Origin of the sequence: Xanthomonas sp. 1678 (genome assembly GCF_031455575.1) — a bacterium.
Taxonomy (GTDB): domain Bacteria; phylum Pseudomonadota; class Gammaproteobacteria; order Xanthomonadales; family Xanthomonadaceae; genus Xanthomonas_A.
On record NZ_JAVDSZ010000012.1, the window covers coordinates 142,116 to 159,902 of the forward strand.

Here is a 17,787-nt window from a genome sequence, read left to right on the forward strand (position 1 = left end):
CGACCATCGAGGTGCGGCACAGCTCGCGGATGATCCGCCACATCGGGATATAGGGTCCGCGACGCTCTTCCTTGGGCTGGCATGGCGCCGCCCGGCACGCCTTGCGCCACTGCGCCGGCGACATGCCGAAGCGCGCCTGGAACGCGCGCTGGAACTGCCGTTCCGAGGCGAAGCCCATTTCGTACAACAACCAGGTCAGGCTGCACTGCGGGTGCAGCTGCAGGTAGCGGTGCGCGGTGCGCAGGCGCTGCTCGCGAATGTAGCTGGCCACGCCGCCGCGTGCCTGGAACAGCCGGTACAAGGTGGCGCGCGATAACGGGAACGCGGCCAGCAGCATGTCGCTGCCCAACTCCGGTTCGCCGATGTTCTCTTCGATATAGGCCAGCAGGTCGATCAGCAGCGGTTCGCCGGCGTCGGCCAGGAGCGCGCGCGTCTGCATGCGCGCCGGTACGGTGATGCTGCGGGACGTGGTCATCGGCGGCGGTCGCGGCCCACCCCACGGGGCCTGTCTCCGATACAACCGGAAGAAGCGGGGCGAACCCATCACCCTTTTCACGTTTTGTGCACAGGCGTAGACGCGGCCGTGGCTGAGACGAAATGTCGGGTGGCCGTTCGGCGCCATTCCTAGACTCGCCGCATCGCTGAAAAGCGTCGTGCAGGGGATGCGCCGGGGAATCGGCGCCACGCACGGCATGCGATGCCCGGTGTGCGGCGATCTGCCCGCGCGCCGACGGCGCAAGGGGAACGTGGAGGCGGAACGGCGGCGAGCGCGCGATGGGGGAGCGCCGCCGGCGTTTCGCGTCGGCGTCCCGGGGATCAACCGGCGGCAGGTGCGCGGCCGGTCTGCACGGCATTGCGGGCAGGCCGGATCGAAAAGCTCAATCGGAGACGAGGCAATGGCAAACAGTCAGAAGTTCATCGCGCGCAATCGGGCGCCACGGGTACAGATCGAGTACGACGTGGAGGTCTACGGCGCGCAGAAGAAAGTGCAGATCCCGTTCGTGATGGGAGTGATGTCGGACCTGTCCGGCGCCAATGCCGGCGAGCTGCCGTCGCTGGAGGAACGCAAGGCGCTGGAAATCGACGTGGACAACTTCGACAGCCGCCTGCAGTCGATGCGCCCGCGCGCCACCTTCAAGGTGCCCAACACGCTCACCGGCGAAGGCGAGCTGGCGGTGGACATCACCTTCGAGAGCATGGACGACTTCTCGCCGGCGGCGGTGGCGCGCAAGGTCGAGCCGCTGGCCAAGTTGCTGGAGGCGCGCACCCAGCTCGCCAACCTGGACACCTACATGGACGGCAAGGCCGGCGCCGAGAACCTGATCGCGCAGGCGCTGCGCGACCCGGCCCTGCTGCAGTCGCTGGTCTCGGCGGCCAAGCCTGCCGACCCGAAGGAGGGCTGAGCCATGGCGAGCGAACAACTGGCCGAAGCCGGCAGCGGCACCCAGGTCCTGGAAGCCGGCGATTTCGCCGCGCTGCTGAACCGCGAATTCAAGCCCAAGAGCGAACGCGCCAAGGAAGAAGTGGAGTCCGCGGTGCGCACGCTGGCCGAGCAGGTGCTCAGCCGCAGCGACGTGGTCAGCGAGGACGTGTCGCAGACGATCAAGGCCTACATCGCCGAGATCGACCGCAAGCTCAGCGAGCAGCTCAACCACATCCTGCACCACGCCGACATGCAGCAGCTGGAAGGCGCCTGGCGCGGCCTGCACTACCTGGTCAGCAACACCGAGAGCGACCAGCAGCTGAAGATCCGCGTGCTCAACATCTCCAAGAAGGAGTTGGGCAAGGTGCTCAAGCGCTACAAGGGCACCGCCTGGGACCAGAGCCCGATCTTCAAGAAGGTCTATGAGCAGGAATACGGCCAGCTCGGCGGCGAGCCGTATGGCTGCCTGGTCGGCGACTACTACTTCGACAACAGCCCGCCGGACGTGGAGCTGCTCAACGGCATCGCCCAGGTCGCCGCCGCCGCGCACGCGCCGTTCATTTCCGCGGCCGCGCCCAAGCTGATGGGCATGGACAACTGGAACGAGCTGTCCAACCCGCGCGACCTGGCCAAGATCTTCTCCACGCCCGACTACGCCGCATGGCGTTCGCTGCGCGAGTCGGAGGATTCCAAGTACATCGGCCTGGCGATGCCGCGCACGCTGTCGCGGCTGCCGTACGGGGCCACCACCAATCCGGTGGAGGAGTTCGATTTCGAGGAAGAGACCACCGGCGCCGATTCGGCCAAGTACACCTGGCAGAACGCGGCCTATGCGATGGCGGTGAACATCAACCGTTCGTTCAAGCAGTACGGCTGGTGTTCGCGGATCCGCGGCATCGAATCCGGCGGCGCGGTCGAAGGTCTGCCCACGCACACCTTCCCCACCGACGACGGCGGCGTGGACATGAAGTGCCCGACCGAGGTGGCGATCACCGACCGCCGCTCGGCCGAACTGGACAAGATGGGGCTGATGCCGCTGGTGCATCGCAAGAACTCGGACATGGCCGCCTTCATCAGCGCGCAGTCGCTGAACAAGCCCGACGAGTACGACGACCCGGACGCCACCGCCAACGCCGCACTCGGCGCGCGCCTGCCGTACATGTTCGCCTGCTGCCGCTTCGCGCATTACCTGAAGTGCATCGTGCGCGACAAGATCGGCTCGTTCAGCGATCGCGAGCAGATGCAGGCGTGGCTGACCCGCTGGATCACCCAGTACATCGATGGGGATCCGTCCAACTCCAGCGAAGACACCAAGGCGCGCAAGCCGCTGGCCGCGGCCGAGGTGGTGGTGGAGGAAGTGGAGGGCGCGCCCGGCTACTACACCTCCAAGTTCTTCCTGAAGCCGCATTACCAGCTGGAAGGGCTGACCGTGTCGCTGCGACTGGTGTCGCGGCTGCCGTCGGCCGCCAAGGCCTGACCGGCGCCACCGTGCCACGGCGTCGGCGCGCGATGCGCGCCGTACGCCGACCATCGTTGTCCGTTTTTCACTAGAGGAGCAGTTCCATGGCGTTCGACATGCATATCAAGTTCGGCAGCGGCAAGGTCAAGATCGAAGGCGCGTCCAACCACAAGAAGCACAAGGGCGAGGTGCCGATCCTGGCGTGGTCGTGGGGCGCGAGCAATTCCGGCGACCTGCATACCGGTGGCGGTTCGGCCAGCGGCGGCAAGGCGCACATCCAGGACATCTCCATCACCAAGTACGTCGACGGCTGCTCCAACGCACTGCTGGATGCCGTGTGCACCGGCGCGCGCGTGGACACGGCGTGGCTGTACGTGACCAACGCCACCGGCGAACAGACCGACTTCCTGACCCTGGAACTGAGCGAAGGCGTGCTGATCACCTCGCTGTCCACCGGCGGCTCGGGCGGCGAGGATCGCCTGACCGAGAACGTGACCCTGCACTTCGGCAAGTTCAAGTACAGCTTCCAGCCGCAGGACGACAAGGGCATCGCGCAGGGCGGGGCGAAGGAATTCACCTACGACATCCAGGGCGTGGCCAAGGCCTGACCGCGGCGGCGGCTACGGCCGCCGCCCACCCGGCGCCGTCGTTGCGACGGCGCCGCACCATTCCCTTCGTGCGGACAGGCCATGGACACCACTCCCGAACTGCTGCTGCGTCACGGGCGTCCGGACGAAGCGCTGAAACTGCTGACCCAGCGCGTGCGCCAGCATCCGGCCGACGCGCGCCAACGCGTATTCCTGTTCCAGCTGCTGGCGGTGCTCGGCCAATGGGACCGCGCCCGCGCCCAGCTCGACGCCTGCCGCGAACTCGATGCCGACAACGCCGCGCTCGCCGCGACCTACGCGATCACCGTGCAGGCCGAGCGCCAGCGCGCCGCGGTGTTCGCCGGGCAGGCGTTGCCGACCGTGCTGGGCACGCCCGAGCCATGGCTGGCGCTGCTGTTGCAAGCGCTGCGGCTGTCGGCCGAGGGCGCCACCGCGCAGGCCGCCGAGCTGCGCACGCAGGCGTTCGAACAGGCCCCGGCCAGCGCCGGCGAACTCGACGACGCGCGTTTTTCCTGGATCGCCGATGCCGATCCGCGCTTCGGCCCGTGCCTGGAGCTGGTGGTCAACGGCGGCTACGCCTGGGTGCCGTTCGCGCAGATACAGGCCTTGCGTTTCGAGGCCCCGGCCGACCTGCGCGACATGCTGTGGGCGCCGGTGGCGGTGACCTGGCGCAACGGCGGCGAGGCCTTCGGCTTCGTGCCGGTGCGCTACCCCGGCACCGAGCGCAGCGACGACGGCCAGCTGCTGCTGGCGCGGCGCACCGACTGGAGCGGCAGCGACGGCGACGTCGGCCTGGGCCAGCGCCTGTGGGCCACCGACGCCGGCGAGCACGCGCTGCTGGACGTGCGCCAGATCCTGTTCGATCCGGCCTGAGCCGAGCCGCTGCGATGGCCGAACTCACCACCCAGGAACGCCTGCAGCCCTCGCTGCTGGACCGGCTCAGCGACGACGAGCCGCTGCGCCAGGAGGAGAGCCGCGACAAGCGCGTGATCTCCGCCGCGCGCCTGCGCGAGTGCGTGATGCGCGACCTGTCGTGGCTGCTGAACTGCGTCAACCTGGCCACCGACCAGCCGCTGGACGCGTATCCGGACGTGCGCCGCTCGGTACTGAACTTCGGCATCCCCGACCTGGCCGGCGTGGCCATGTCCGGCATCGACGCGGCGGCGCTGCAGCTGCGCCTGCGCGAGGCGATCCTGGCGTTCGAGCCGCGGCTGATCGCCGACACCCTGCGCGTCACCGTGCAGGCCGACGCGCGGCGCATGGACCGGCGCTCGCTGGTGTTCTTCATCGAATCGGAGATGTGGGCGCAGCCGCTGCCGCTGAACCTGTACCTGAAGACCGAACTGGACCTGGAGACCGGGCGGCTGGACCTCAGCGAGGGCTACGCCTGATGGATCCGCGCCTGCTCGGCTACTACAACCGCGAACTGCAGCACGTGCGCGAGATGGGCGGCGAGTTCGCGCGCGAGTTCCCCAAGATCGCCGGACGCCTGGGCCTGGAAGGCTTCGAATGCGCCGACCCGTACGTGGAGCGCTTGCTGGAAGGCTTCGCGTTCATGGCCGCGCGCGTGCAGCTCAAGCTCGACGCGCAGTATCCGGTGTTCACCCAGCACCTGTTGCAGATGGTGTACCCGCACTACCTGACACCGATGCCGTCGATGGCGGTGGTGCAGCTGCAGCCGGAACTGAAGGAAAGCGCGCTGGCCGCGGGCCACACCGTGCCGCGCCACACCACGCTGCGCAGCCTGGTCGCCGGCGGCGAGCGCACCGCCTGCGAATACCGCACCGCGCATGCGCTCACGCTGTGGCCGCTGGCGCTGCGCGAAGCCAAGTACCTGGAGACGCCGGCGGCGATCGCCGCCGCCGGGATCGGCCTGCCGCCGGCGCAGGCCGCAGCCAGGCCGGTACGTGCCGCCTTGCGCCTGCGTTTCGAAACGCTGGCCGGGGTGCAGGCCAACATGCTGGCACTCGACACGCTGCCGCTGTTCCTGGCCGGCGCCGACGACCTGCCCACGCGCCTGTACGAACAGCTGCTCGGCCACGCCGCCGGCTTCGTGATCCGCGGACAGGACGCGGCCGGCGCGGCGCTGGAGGTGCAACGCGGCCGCAGCGAGCTGCGCGCGCGCGGTTTCGCCGACGACGAGGCACTGGTGCCGTACGACGGCCGTGCCTTCAGCGGCTATCGCCTGCTGCAGGAATACTTCGCCTGCCCGCAGCGCTTCCTGTTCGCCGAACTGGGCGGGCTGCGCGCGGCGCTGCGCAAGCTCCACGGCACCGGGTTCGAGATCGTGGTGCTGCTGGAGCGCAGCGTGGCCAGCCTGGCGCAGGCGGTGAGCGCGGACAACTTCCGCCTGTTCTGCACGCCGGCGATCAACCTGTTCCCGCGCCGCGCCGACCGCCTGCACCTGGCGCCGGGCAAGACCGAATATCACGTGCTCGCCGACCGGACCCGGCCGATGGATTTCGAGATCCACAGCCTGGGCGAGGTCGAAGGCTTCGGCGACCGCCAGGAACCGGAGCAGCGCTTCCTGCCGTTCTACGGCGGCGACGCGCACACCTGGCACGCGCGCCATGGCGCGTTCTACACCATGCGCCGCGAACCGCGCCTGCTGTCGGCACGGCAGCGCCGCCAGGGCGCGCGCTCCAGCTATGTCGGCAGCGAGGTGTACGTGAGCCTGGTCGATGCCGACGACGGCGCCTACGCCACCTCGTTGCGCCAGCTCGGCCTGCAGCTGCTGTGCAGCAACCGCGACCTGCCGCTGCACATGCCGGTCGGCAAGGGCGCCACCGATTTCACGATGGATGCCGGCGCGCCGGTGCACAGCGTGCGCTGCGTGGCCGGACCGACCAAGCCGCGCCCGGCGTTGAGCGATGGCGAGACCGCGTGGCGCCTGCTCAGCCATCTGCAACTGAACTACCTGTCGCTGTTCGAGGACGGCCAGGACGGCGCCGCCGCGCTGCGCGAGATGCTGACCCTGTACTGCGATCCGTTCGACGCCGCCGCGCTGCGCCAGATCGAGGGCATCAAGCAGGTGCGCGCGCAGCCGATCGTGCGCCGCATCCCGGCGCCGGGCCCGATCACCTTCGGCCGCGGCCTGGAGATCACCCTGACCTGCGAGGACAGCGCCTTCGAGGGCAGCGGCGCGTTCCTGCTCGGCGCGGTGCTGCAGCACTTCTTCGCCCGCTACGTCTCGGTCAATTCCTTCACCGAGACCGTGCTGCGCACCAGCGAGCGCAACGAGATCGCGCGCTGGCCGGCGCAGCTCGGCAAGCGGGCGCTGCTGTGAGCGCCGCCGACCTTCCCGCACTGGAGCGGGCGCTGCGCGAGCGGCCGCAGGACTTCGAGTTCTTCGCCGCGCTGCGCGCGCTGGAACGCGCGCATCCGCAACAGCCGCGGCTGGGCCGTTCCACGCGCCCGTCCGACGATCCGGTGCGGCTGCGGCATACGCCGTCGCTGGCGTTCGCGCCGCGCTCGATCGACCGCTACGTGGCGGGCGCCGGTACGCAGCCGGGCAAGCTGTACGGGCTGTTCCTGGGCCTGTTCGGGCCGAACGCGCCGCTGCCGCTGCACCTGACCGAGTACGCGATCGAGCGCCAGGCGCAGGCCAAGGACCCGACTTTGGCCGCGTTCGCCGACCTGTTCCATCACCGCATGCTGAGCCTGTTCTACCGCGCCTGGGCCGATGCGCAGCCGACCGTGCATGCCGACCGCCCGCACGAGGACCGTTTCCGCGGCTACCTGGATGCGCTGAGCGGCATCGCCTCGCCGCACCTGCGCGACCGCGATGCGCTGCCCGACGACGCGCGCCGGCATTTCGCCGGGCGCCTGCTGCCGGTGGCGCGCAATGCCGAAGGCCTGCGCGGCCTGCTCGAGCAGCTGTTCGCGGTGCCGGTGCAGGTGCTGGAATTCGTCGCCGAATGGATGCGCCTGCCCGACGATGCGCACCTGCGCCTGGGTGCCTCGCCCGAGGTCGCCACGCTCGGCCACAGCACCGTGCTCGGCGCGCATGCGCGCGGCGCGCAACAGCGTTTCCGCTTGCGGCTCGGGCCGCTGTCGCGCAGCGCCTTCCAGCGCTTCCTGCCGGGCGGAGAAGCCTTGCGCCAGCTGGCCGCGGCGGTGCGCAGCTACGTCGGCGACGAAAAAGGCTGGGATCTGCAACTGCTGCTGCAGTCCGACCAGGTGCCTGCGACCACGCTGGCGCGCGGCGGACGCCTGGGCCTGGACACCTGGCTCGGCCAGCGCAGCTGGGACATCGCCGACGCCGACGACGTGGTGCTGCGGCCGTCCGGCTGACCGCGCCCTCCACTTTTCCTCTTCCGCATTCGCACAAGGAATCACCGCCATGGCCGAGATCAGTCGCAGCGCCCTGTTCGGCAAGCTCAACAAGCTCGCCTACCGCGGCATCGAAAGCGCCACCGTGTTCTGCAAGTTGCGCGGCAACCCGTACGTGGAACTGGTGCACTGGCTGCACCAGATCCTGCAGCTGCAGGACTCGGACCTGCACCGCATCGTCAAGCGCTTCGAGCTCAACCCGTCGAACCTGGCGCGCGACGTGACCGAGGCGCTGGACCGGCTGCCGCGCGGCTCCAGCGGCGTCACCGACCTGTCCGGCAACGTCGAGGAAGCGGTCGAGCGCGGCTGGGTGTACGCCTCGCTCAGCTTCGGCGAAGCGCAGGTGCGCACCGGCTACCTGATCGTCGGCGTGCTCAGCGTGCGCACCTTGCGCCAAGCGCTGCTCGGCATCTCCAAGGAGTTCGAGAAGATCAAGCCCGAGGCGCTGAGCGAGCGTTTCGCCGAGATCGTCGCCGGCTCGCCGGAGGATGGATTGCTGCCCAGCGACGGCTTCCAGCTCGGCCAGGCCGGCGCGCCGGGCGAGGCCAGCGGCGCGATCGCGCCGGCCGCGCTGGGCAAGCAGGAAGCGCTGAAGAAGTTCACCACCGACCTGACCGCGCAGGCGCGCGACGGCAAGCTCGACCCGATCATCGGCCGCGACGACGAGATCCGCCAGGTGGTGGACATCCTGATGCGCCGCCGCCAGAACAATCCGATCCTGGTCGGCGAGGCCGGCGTCGGCAAGACCGCGGTGGTCGAGGGCTTGGCGCAGCGCATCGCCCGTGGCGACGTGCCGCCGGCGCTGAAGGACGTGGAGCTGCGCACGCTGGACGTGGGCCTGCTGCAGGCCGGCGCCAGCATGAAGGGCGAGTTCGAGCAGCGCCTGCGCGCGGTGATCGACGAAGTGCAGGCCAGCGCCAAGCCGATCATCCTGTTCGTCGACGAGACCCACACCCTGGTCGGCGCCGGTGGCGCCGCGGGCACCGGCGATGCGGCCAACCTGCTCAAGCCGGCGCTGGCGCGCGGCACCTTGCGCACGGTCGGCGCCACCACCTGGGCCGAGTACAAGAAGTACATCGAGAAGGACCCCGCGCTGACCCGCCGCTTCCAGGCGGTGCAGGTGGACGAGCCGGACGAGGCCAAGGCGGTGCTGATGATGCGTGGCGTGGCCAGCACCATGGAGCAGCACCACAAGGTGCAGATCCTGGACGAGGCGCTGGAGGCGGCGGTCAAGCTCAGCCATCGCTACATCCCGGCGCGGCAGCTGCCGGACAAATCGGTGAGCCTGCTCGACACCGCCTGCGCGCGTGTGGCGGTGAGCCTGCACGCCACCCCGGCCGACGTGGACGACAGCCGCCGCCGCATCGAATCGCTGCAGACCGAACGCGGCATCATCGAACGCGAGCGCGCGATCGGCATTCTGGTGGACGAGCGCGATCTCGCCTGCCGCGCCTTGCTCGACGCCGAGCAGCTGCGCCTGGCCGATCTGGAGCAGCGCTGGAGCGCAGAGAAGGCGCTGGTCGACGAACTGCTGGCGCTGCGCGCGCAGCTGCGCGCCGGCATTGCGCCGATCGAAGGCACCGGCAGCCCGCTGGAAGCGGCGGCACAGACGCTGGCGCAGCAGGAGCCGGCACAACAGATGCAGGACATGCCGGCACCCGGCGCCACCGGCAACGAACGCGACGCGCTGCTGGCGCGCTTGCGCCAGGTGCAGGCGGAGCTGAGCGCGCTGCAGGGCGAGAACCCGCTGATCCTACCGACCGTGGACTACCAAGCGGTGGCCGCGGTGGTCGCCGACTGGACCGGCATCCCGGTCGGGCGCATGGCGCGCAACGAGATCGACACCGTGCTGCGCCTGCCCGAACTGCTGGCCAAGCGCGTGATCGGCCAGGACCACGGCATGGAGATGATCGCCAAGCGCATCCAGACCACCCGCGCCGGGCTGGACAACCCGCACAAGCCGATCGGCGTGTTCATGCTCGCCGGCACCTCCGGCGTCGGCAAGACCGAGACCGCGCTGGCCCTGGCCGAAGCGCTGTACGGCGGCGAGCAGAATCTGATCACCATCAACATGAGCGAGTACCAGGAAGCGCACACCGTGTCCTCGCTGAAGGGCGCGCCTCCGGGCTACGTCGGCTACGGCGAAGGCGGCGTGCTGACCGAGGCGGTGCGGCGCAAACCCTACTCGGTGGTGCTGCTGGACGAGGTGGAGAAAGCGCACCCGGACGTGCACGAACTGTTCTTCCAGGTCTTCGACAAGGGCGTGATGGAAGACGGCGAAGGCCGCCGCATCGATTTCCGCAACACCCTGATCATCCTCACCACCAACGCCGGCACCGAGCTGATCGCCAGCCTGTGCAAGGACCCGGAACTGATGCCGGACCCGGACGGCATGGCCAAGGCGCTGCGCGAGCCGCTGCTGAAGATCTTCCCGCCGGCCCTGCTCGGCCGCCTGGTCACCATCCCGTACTACCCGCTGAGCGACGCGATGCTGGGCGAGATCGTCAAGCTGCAGTTGAACCGGATCAAGAAACGCGTGGAAGCCCGCTACAAGATCCCGTTCGATTACGACGAGGACGTGGTGAAGCTGGTGGTCAGCCGCTGCACCGAGAGCGAATCGGGTGGCCGGATGATCGATGCGATCTTGACCAATTCGATGTTGCCGGAGATTTCGCGGGAGTTTTTGAATCGGATGATCGAAGGAGTGCCCATCGAGCGCGCGCGAATGAGCGTGGAGGGCGGCAACCTCTCCTATCAGTTCTGATGCGGCTTGGTGTGGCGTTATCCCAAGGAGGTGACACGTGGCAAGGTGTTCGGAATGCGGCCAGGATCTGACCCTCGATGGCATCGGGCATGCGCGCGGCTGCGCGAAGCTGGAGCTGCAACGATCGGCTAGGCGCCGCGTGACTCCAGAGCAGGCGGAAGTGCTACGTGCGCAGCAGCGCAATCGCGAGGCCGCGCAGCGCGAGCGCGATGCCGAGCTACGCCGGGAGGTCGTGCGCAGCGCGCGCGAGGCGTTGCTAGGCAAGGCTCCCACGACCAATGCCCGGCGCTCTGAACTGGACGACGTGGCCTATAACATCCATAACGCCTACAACTGGCAAGGACGCGGCGACCAATGCGTTACCGCGGTGGTCGAGAAGCGCAACGGGCGCCGTGTGGTGTTCCCCCAGCGCTTCATGTCGGTGATGGAGGAATACGCGTTGCTTCATTACGCCGGCCATGGCCTCGTATTCAGGCCAGGCGGAGGTGCCCATCTGCACGCGGAAATGTACGTAGTGCTGCACTACCTGCTGCGTGAAAAGAACCCAGGTCTGGAAATAAAGCGCATCGGCGTCAGCAAGCCGATCTGCCCGTTGTGCCAGGCGGTGCTGGCCTACCTGGGCATCGGCTTCTCGGAAGGATGGGTGACCAGCGAGCCGAGCACCTTCTGGATCGACCCCTGGAGCCTGCTGCCCAGCACCTGCAAGCCTGCCGTCGATCATTGGCGGAAAAAAGGTGGCCCGGATGACGATGCGGGGGTGGGAGGCGGGGGGGGATCCTCCAGAGCGTCGATTGCCGTGTGAGGTTCATCCTCGGCTGGGCCATCGCTGACCGGACGCCGCCGCCTGCCATGGGGTCGCGTCCTGCAGCGAACGAACACGTTCCGCTCTGTCGCTCGCCGAGCCGGAATCGGAAGTTGCCGCCCCGCAGGGTTCTGGGGCGGTTGATCAGTCTGCCGAAGACCATGGAGTCCCCGCATCATGATGTTCCTAGCGATCGAGAATATGGCAAGCGCCTATGGGTACAAGCAGAACAATACGCACGGTGGCGGCAAGAAACATAAGAAGAACAAGAAGAAGGGTCAGGCGGCAGCGCGGAAAGACGGCAAAGACAAAGTATACGAAGCCAGGCGGGCGCTGGCCAAGGCTGTGGACTTCGATCCGGAGAATGACGATTCGGTCGGGGACTTTCTCTTTCGCGTGAAGATGTTTGCAGAAAAAAACCAGGACAGGTGCCGCTACGGCATCGCCGGTTCATTAAATAGCCTTCTCAAGCGGATTGCGATCGAATGTGAAAATGGCGGGATGACGTTCGACACGCTGGTATTCGCCGGGCATGGAAATACCGGGGTGATGACCGTTGGCATGGGATGCACACCGCTCGGAAAGATGGAGCAACTGAAGCAGTCCAACCATCAGAAAGCGCTTGCCGGATTGGAAATGGACCGACGCATGATCAACGTGCAGAACATCCAAACCTGGCAAGACATGTTCAGAGCCCATCGCGAGTGCTTCGCTCCTTCCAGGTTGGATGAAACATTCCACGTGATATTCGCCGGATGCAGCACGGGCAACATGAGCGAATCAAGCTGTCGGCACCTCACGCACGTGGTAGCGGAACAGCTGTCGTCGGTGCTCGGATGCAAAGTGAATGCTTACGGTACGGACAACGAAATAGTCAATGACGACATCGACGATATTCTCAAGAACATGAAGGCGATCAAGGCATCCGCGACGGGTGCTAACGGATCGTACCTACTCCAATCGCGTGTGTCGTTGGACTGGATAAAGAAGGGATAGGGCCCGCCAGCGGCATGTTGAGCACAGATCGAAAGCCGTCGGCGTCGATGTACGCCGCGGCCAACCGACCGGATGCTCGCTCGGGTAGATCGGTTACGGATCGTCGGTTGCCACGCATGCACGCAGCGTGTGGCGGTCATCGTTAGCGGGAAGGTATCTATATCGCAGAGATAGGGAGACGGGATATGGGAAGGACGCACGCAAAAAAGATCAAGAATCGCGCCCGCAGGCTGGGCGCCAGGTTTCGCTCCTCAAGGGTGCGACTGAAGGATCTGGAGAGGAAAAAAGTCAGCTGGCTGTCGAAGAAGATCCTGACCTCGATGGGTGTTCCGGCCAAACCGGGACCCGGATCGATCTGCCCCAGGTGCGGGGCCGCGTCCGCGGCGTTCGAGCTGGACCATATGGGGCCCTGGCGGCAATACGTGGCTGCGATGGCCGGTCCCCATCTGATCAATGGCAAGATCAAGCTCTCCTATGTGCGAGCGCTCTACAATGATCCGGAGAACCTCTGGTGGATCTGCAGGTCTTGCAACGGAAGGAAGAGCGACTACATATCCGAGGACGGTAGCTTTCCCGTATCCGGCGTGAGGGGACGGGATGTGGATCTGGATGATATCGCCTCCTAGCGAACGAGCGCCCGCTCACCCGGCGGGAGCCGACGCGAGCGCGGATGCTCGCGCCGAGTCCCACGTGTCTCCGCGGCAGGGCTAGGAGTGAAAGCATGGTTGTCCCGGCTTGCGTGGGGGAGCGCGCCTCGGCGCTCCTGCGCCGATGCTACGGAGGTCGTTCGGTCTGCTTGCCCCCTCGCGCCGGGAATGAGCGCGGGAGTGACGCAATCTCGCCGACATGCGTGATACTGGGCCGTCATCTTCGCCATGCGGCCGGCCATGCCTCACGTCCCGCTCAGTCCGATCCTCGCCGGTCGGCCTGCTTCGATTGCGCGCTTTCCGCCCCCAAAGCGAAGGGGCGCTGCCCGGGCCGGCATTGCGCCGGACCGTAGACCGACCGTCCCCCCATGCCCCTGAATCCCGCCACCTGGCAACGCCTGCAGGCACTGTTCCACCAGGCCTGCGCACTCCCCGAGGCGCAGCGCACGGCCTTCGCGCAGGCGCAGGCCGGTGACGATCCGGAGCTGCTGCACGAGCTGCTGGGCCTGCTCGAGGCCGACGTGCGCGCCACCCAGTTGCCGCGCCCGGGCCTGCTCGGCAGGCTGCTCGGCGGCGAGGCCAACGCCGCGGAGTTGCCGGCGGGCACCCGCTTCGGCCCGTGGGCGATCGATCGGTTGATCGGCCGCGGCGGCATGGGCCAGGTCTATCTGGGGCACCGCGCCGATGGCGCCTACGAGCGCCAGGTGGCGATCAAGCTGATCGCGGCCACCGCGTTGGATGCGCAGCAGCGCGCGGTGTTCGAGTTCGAATGCCGCCTGCTTGCGCAGATGCAGCATCCGGCGATCGCGCAGATCCACGATGCCGGCACCGATGCGCAGGGCCGGCCGTACCTGGTGATGGAGTACATCCGCGGCGAGCCGCTGACCCGTTGGTGCGCGCAGCGCGGGTTGCCGCTGCGGGCGCGGATCGAACTGCTGGTGCGGGTCGGCGAGGGCGTGCAGCACGCGCACCAGAAGGGCGTGATCCACCGCGATCTCAAGCCGAACAACGTGTTGGTCGGCGAGGTCGATGGCCGCCCGGCGCCGAGCATCATCGATTTCGGCATCGCGGTGGAAACCGCGCAGCCCTCGCGCAATCCGGCCGGCGCGAGCGGTACGCCCGGCTATATGAGCCCGGAGCAGGCGCAGGGCGACGACGGTGGCGTGGACGCGCGCAGCGACGTGTATTCGTTGGGCGCGCTGCTGTACGAGCTGATCTGCGGGGTGCGCCCGGAGCTGTTCGAGGCGGGCGTGCCGGAAGCGCCGTCGCGCTGGATCCAGGCGCAGCCGCAGCCGCAGCAGCGCGAACTGGCGCTGCTGCGCGGCGTGTCGCCGGCGCAACTGCTGCGTGGGCTGCACGACGGCCTGGATGCGATCGTGCTGCAGGCGATGGCGCCGGACCGCGCGGCGCGCTATGCATCGGTGTCGTCGCTGCTGGACGATCTGCGCCGCTGGCTCGGCGACTATCCGCCGCGGGCGCTGCGCCGCTCGCGGCGGCGCGAGGTGCGCAAGTTCGTGCAGCGCAACCGTGGTGCGGTGCTGGCTTCGCTGCTGGTGCTGATCGCGCTGTGCGGCGGCCTGGCCAGCACGCTGTGGTCGCTGCGCAACGCGCAGCGTGAGGCGCAGCGGGCGCAGGTGACCGCGGACTTCCTCGGCTCGCTGCTGTCCAGCGTGGACCCGGCGGTGGCGCAGGACAAGGACAAGACCCTGCTGCTGCAGGTGATGGACCAGGCGTCGCAGCGGGCCACGCGCGAACTGGCCAGCCAGCCGCAGGCGCTGGTGGAGGTGGAGCTGACCATCGGTACCAGTCTGATCGCGCTGGGCGAGTACAAGCGCGCGGTGGCCCAGTTGGACGTGGCGCGGCGCCATGCGCGTGCGCATCTGGGCGCGTACAGCGCGGACGAGTTGCAGATCATGCGTCTGCTCGGCGAGGCGCTGGTGAACCTGGGCCAGCCGCAACGGGCAGCCGCGATCCTGCGCGAAGGGATCGTGCAGGTACGCCTGCACGGCGGCGCCGATGCGCCACTGGCCTACGACATGCAATCGCGCCTGAGCTGGGCGCTGCGCGCGCAAGGCGAAGCGAAGGCGGCGCTGCGCGAGAGCCGGGAGGCCTACGCGGGCATGCTGCGGGTGTTGCCGGCCGACGACCAGAGCGTGCTGAGCGCGGGAGATCGCTACGCCGCCATGCTGGCCGATGGCGGCGACTACGACCAGGCGATCGCCTTGATCCGCAGGCTGATCGCGCGCCGCGCCTCGCGCCTGGGCGCGGAGCATCCCTTGACCCTGTCGATGCGCAACAGCCTGGCGGTCTATCTGCTGATGAAGCGCGACTACCCGGCCGCGGAGCGGGAGTTGAAGGCATTGCAGCCGGTCATGATCCGTCTGTACGGGGTGAACGGCGCCGATACCCAGATGATCTACAACAATCTGGCCGGGGCGCTGCGCCAGCAGGGCAAGGTCGCCGAATCCGGCCCGTACTACCGCAAGGCGCTCGACAATGCGCGGGCGCTGTACCGCGAGGACCATCCCACCACCATCATGGCCCGCACCAACCACGCGTTCTGGTTGCTCGACGACGGCCAGGCGCGGGCCGCCGCGGCCGAGCAGCAGGCGGTGCTGGCCGATGCCGAGCGGGTCCTAGGAGGCAAGCACGAGGTGACCGCGGAGATCCTGCGTGGCCTGGCCGAGGCGGAGATCGCGCAAGGCCAGCGCGTGCAGGCGCGCACGCATGCCGAACGCGCACGCGACATCCTGACCGGCCTGTACGGCGATGCGCCCGGGCCGCTGGCGCAGGTGCGCGAGACGCTGGCCAAGCTGGACGCGCCGGATGCGCCGCGCTCGGCGTTGGTGGCTGAGACGAAATGACGGGTTGCGCGCCGCGGGGCGCGCCAAGCTGGATGCCTGGCCACTGCGCTATCGGCTCCGCATGCAACCTGCTGCCCGCCTCACCGATCTGCACGTCTGCCCGATGGTCACGGGGGTGGTGCCGCATGTGGGCGGACCGATCCTGGCGCCCGGCGCGCCGACGGTCCTGATCGGCGGGTTGCCGGCGGCGCGGATCGGCGACATGGCGGTGTGCGTGGGGCCGCCGGACAGCATCGTCTCGGGGGCGCCGACCGTGCTGATCGCGGGCATGCCCGCGGCGCGGCTGGGCGACAGCACCGCGCATGGCGGGGCGATCGTGCTGGGGTGTTTCACCGTGTTGATCGGATAAGGGGAGCGGGGCGATGCAGCAGGCGGGGGCCGCGGTGGCGCGGCGCGGGGAAGCGGAGGCGGTCGCGGCCGGCATGGGGATGCCGGTCGCGCCGACGCTGGCGCTGACGATCGCCGCGCACCGGGCCGGGGACCTGGACGCGGCCGAGCGCGGCTATCGCGCGGTGCTCGCGCAGCAGGCCGCGCACGCCGACGCGCTGCACTTCCTCGGCGTGCTGTGCCACCAACGTGGGCGCAGCGACGAAGCGCAACAACTGATCGAGCGTGCATTGGCACTGGTCCCGGCCTACCCGGACGCGCACAACAATCTCGGCAACGTGCACAAGGAATGCGCGCGCCTGGCCGAGGCCGAAGCCTGCTACCGGCGCGCGCTGGCCTGCGCGCCGTCGCACCACAACGCGCTGAGCAACCTGGCGGTGGTGCTGGAAGCGCAGGCGCGCCTGGACGAAGCCTTCCTGGCCTATGCGCAGTTGTTGCAGCAGGTGCCTACGTTCGCCCACGGCCACTACCTGCTCGGCGTGTTCCTGCGCAACCATGCGCAGCACCACGAACACCTGGAGCAGTCGGCCGAGTGCTTCCGCAGCGCCTGCGAACTGGACCCGGCCAACCTGCGCGCGCTGGAGGCGCTGGGCACGGCCTGGTACCTGCTCGGGCGCCACGACGAAGCGGTGGCGGTGTATCGCGACTGGCTGGCGCGCGATCCGCACAATGCGGTGGCGCGGCACATGCTGGCCGCCTGCGGCGGCAGCGACGCGCCTGCGCGTGCCGACGATGCCTATGTGCGCGAAGTGTTCGACGGCTTCGCCGAGAGCTTCGACGAGCAACTGCTGAACAACCTCGATTACCGCGCGCCGCAGCTGCTGGCCACGGCGCTGGCGCAGGTGCTACATGCGCCGGACGCGACGCTGGACGTGCTCGATGCCGGCTGCGGCACCGGCCTGTGCGCGCCGCTGCTGCGGCCGCACGCGCGGAGGCTGGCCGGCGTGGACCTGTCCGGCGGGATGATCGACAAGGCGCGCCAACGTGGCGGCTACGACGCGCTGGTGGTCGGCGAACTGACCGCGCATCTGCAGGCGCAACCGCAGGCGTGGGACGTGGTGGTCTCGGCCGATACCCTGGTGTATTTCGGCGACCTGCGCGAAGTCTGCGCGGCCGCGCACGCCGCCTTGCGCGGCGACGGTTGGCTGGCCTTCACCGTGGAGGCGCTGGACGAGGCGGACGACAAAGTGCAACTCGGCTCCAGCGGGCGCTACCGGCACAGCCGTGCGCACGTGCAGGCCGCGCTGGCGCAGGCCGGCTTTGCCCGCGTGCAACTCCGTGCCGACCAACTGCGCAAGGAAGGCGGCATGCCGGTGCAGGGTTGGGTGGTGCTGGCGCGGCGTTGAGGCCATGCCGCGCTCGGCGCGGACGTAATCCTGATGGTTTTTGATGCGCCGGCTTCGGGTGCGGCGCAAGCCTGCCGGCGGCGTCCGGCATGGCCGTGGCGCGCGCTGCCAGACAAGGCCGGGACGCGCATCGGCAGCGGCCGAAACGCTGAGACGAAA

General features: G+C 68.6%; 14 protein-coding genes and 1 pseudogene. 14 read left to right on the forward strand and 1 reads right to left on the reverse strand.

Annotated elements, in window-relative coordinates; all coding sequences use genetic code 11:
• Nucleotides 1-13: 13 nt before the first annotated feature.
• Nucleotides 14-439: pseudogene (locus J2Y70_RS18875) on the reverse strand (helix-turn-helix domain-containing protein); the annotation flags it as partial.
• A gap of 457 nt (nucleotides 440-896) precedes the next feature.
• Here J2Y70_RS18875 and tssB point away from each other — a divergent pair.
• The 14 genes from tssB to J2Y70_RS18945 all read left to right on the forward strand — a co-directional run bounded on the left by tssB (nucleotide 897) and on the right by J2Y70_RS18945 (nucleotide 17,628).
• Complete coding sequence (tssB, locus tag J2Y70_RS18880) at nucleotides 897-1,403, forward strand: type VI secretion system contractile sheath small subunit (protein ID WP_145704028.1); 507 nt, start codon at nucleotides 897-899, stop codon at nucleotides 1,401-1,403.
• Nucleotides 1,404-1,406: 3 nt separating this feature from the next.
• Nucleotides 1,407-2,900, forward strand: coding sequence for a type VI secretion system contractile sheath large subunit (tssC, locus tag J2Y70_RS18885; RefSeq protein WP_185821500.1), 1,494 nt, complete (start codon nucleotides 1,407-1,409; stop codon nucleotides 2,898-2,900).
• Nucleotides 2,901-2,986: 86 nt separating this feature from the next.
• Nucleotides 2,987-3,490, forward strand: a complete 504-nt coding sequence (locus tag J2Y70_RS18890; RefSeq protein WP_263396648.1) for a type VI secretion system tube protein Hcp — start codon at nucleotides 2,987-2,989, stop codon at nucleotides 3,488-3,490.
• Between the two features lie 81 nt (nucleotides 3,491-3,571).
• Entirely contained in the window at nucleotides 3,572-4,363 is a 792-nt protein-coding gene (locus tag J2Y70_RS18895; RefSeq protein WP_309921033.1) for a type VI secretion system accessory protein TagJ, read from the forward strand.
• Nucleotides 4,364-4,377: 14 nt separating this feature from the next.
• Complete coding sequence (gene tssE, locus J2Y70_RS18900) at nucleotides 4,378-4,881, forward strand: type VI secretion system baseplate subunit TssE (protein ID WP_309921036.1); 504 nt, start codon at nucleotides 4,378-4,380, stop codon at nucleotides 4,879-4,881.
• Nucleotides 4,881-6,776: a type VI secretion system baseplate subunit TssF gene (gene tssF, locus J2Y70_RS18905; RefSeq protein WP_309921038.1), complete on the forward strand. Its 1,896-nt coding sequence runs from the start codon at nucleotides 4,881-4,883 to the stop codon at nucleotides 6,774-6,776. The genes tssE and tssF overlap by 1 nt, the downstream gene beginning before the upstream one ends.
• The gene (gene tssG, locus J2Y70_RS18910; protein ID WP_309921104.1) at nucleotides 6,740-7,783 is read left to right on the forward strand and encodes a type VI secretion system baseplate subunit TssG; all 1,044 of its coding nucleotides are present in this window, start codon (nucleotides 6,740-6,742) and stop codon (nucleotides 7,781-7,783) included. The genes tssF and tssG overlap by 37 nt, the downstream gene beginning before the upstream one ends.
• Before the next feature lie 49 nt (nucleotides 7,784-7,832).
• Nucleotides 7,833-10,586, forward strand: coding sequence for a type VI secretion system ATPase TssH (gene tssH / locus J2Y70_RS18915; protein ID WP_309921041.1), 2,754 nt, complete (start codon nucleotides 7,833-7,835; stop codon nucleotides 10,584-10,586).
• 37 nt (nucleotides 10,587-10,623) lie between these two features.
• Complete coding sequence (locus J2Y70_RS18920) at nucleotides 10,624-11,388, forward strand: hypothetical protein (RefSeq protein WP_309921045.1); 765 nt, start codon at nucleotides 10,624-10,626, stop codon at nucleotides 11,386-11,388.
• Between the two features lie 177 nt (nucleotides 11,389-11,565).
• Nucleotides 11,566-12,384, forward strand: a complete 819-nt coding sequence (locus J2Y70_RS18925) for a hypothetical protein (RefSeq protein WP_309921048.1) — start codon at nucleotides 11,566-11,568, stop codon at nucleotides 12,382-12,384.
• A gap of 185 nt (nucleotides 12,385-12,569) precedes the next feature.
• Nucleotides 12,570-13,010: a hypothetical protein gene (locus tag J2Y70_RS18930; protein ID WP_309921050.1), complete on the forward strand. Its 441-nt coding sequence runs from the start codon at nucleotides 12,570-12,572 to the stop codon at nucleotides 13,008-13,010.
• A gap of 389 nt (nucleotides 13,011-13,399) precedes the next feature.
• Nucleotides 13,400-15,895 (forward strand): serine/threonine-protein kinase, encoded by a 2,496-nt coding sequence (locus tag J2Y70_RS18935; protein ID WP_309921053.1) that lies wholly within the window; start codon nucleotides 13,400-13,402, stop codon nucleotides 15,893-15,895.
• A 61-nt stretch (nucleotides 15,896-15,956) separates the two neighbouring features.
• The gene (locus J2Y70_RS18940) at nucleotides 15,957-16,244 is read left to right on the forward strand and encodes a PAAR domain-containing protein (protein ID WP_185814486.1); all 288 of its coding nucleotides are present in this window, start codon (nucleotides 15,957-15,959) and stop codon (nucleotides 16,242-16,244) included.
• Between the two features lie 73 nt (nucleotides 16,245-16,317).
• Nucleotides 16,318-17,628 carry a tetratricopeptide repeat protein gene (locus tag J2Y70_RS18945; RefSeq protein WP_309921112.1) on the forward strand — a complete coding sequence of 437 codons (1,311 nt, stop codon included), beginning with the start codon at nucleotides 16,318-16,320 and terminating at the stop codon, nucleotides 17,626-17,628.
• The last annotated feature ends 159 nt before the right edge of the window (nucleotides 17,629-17,787 follow it).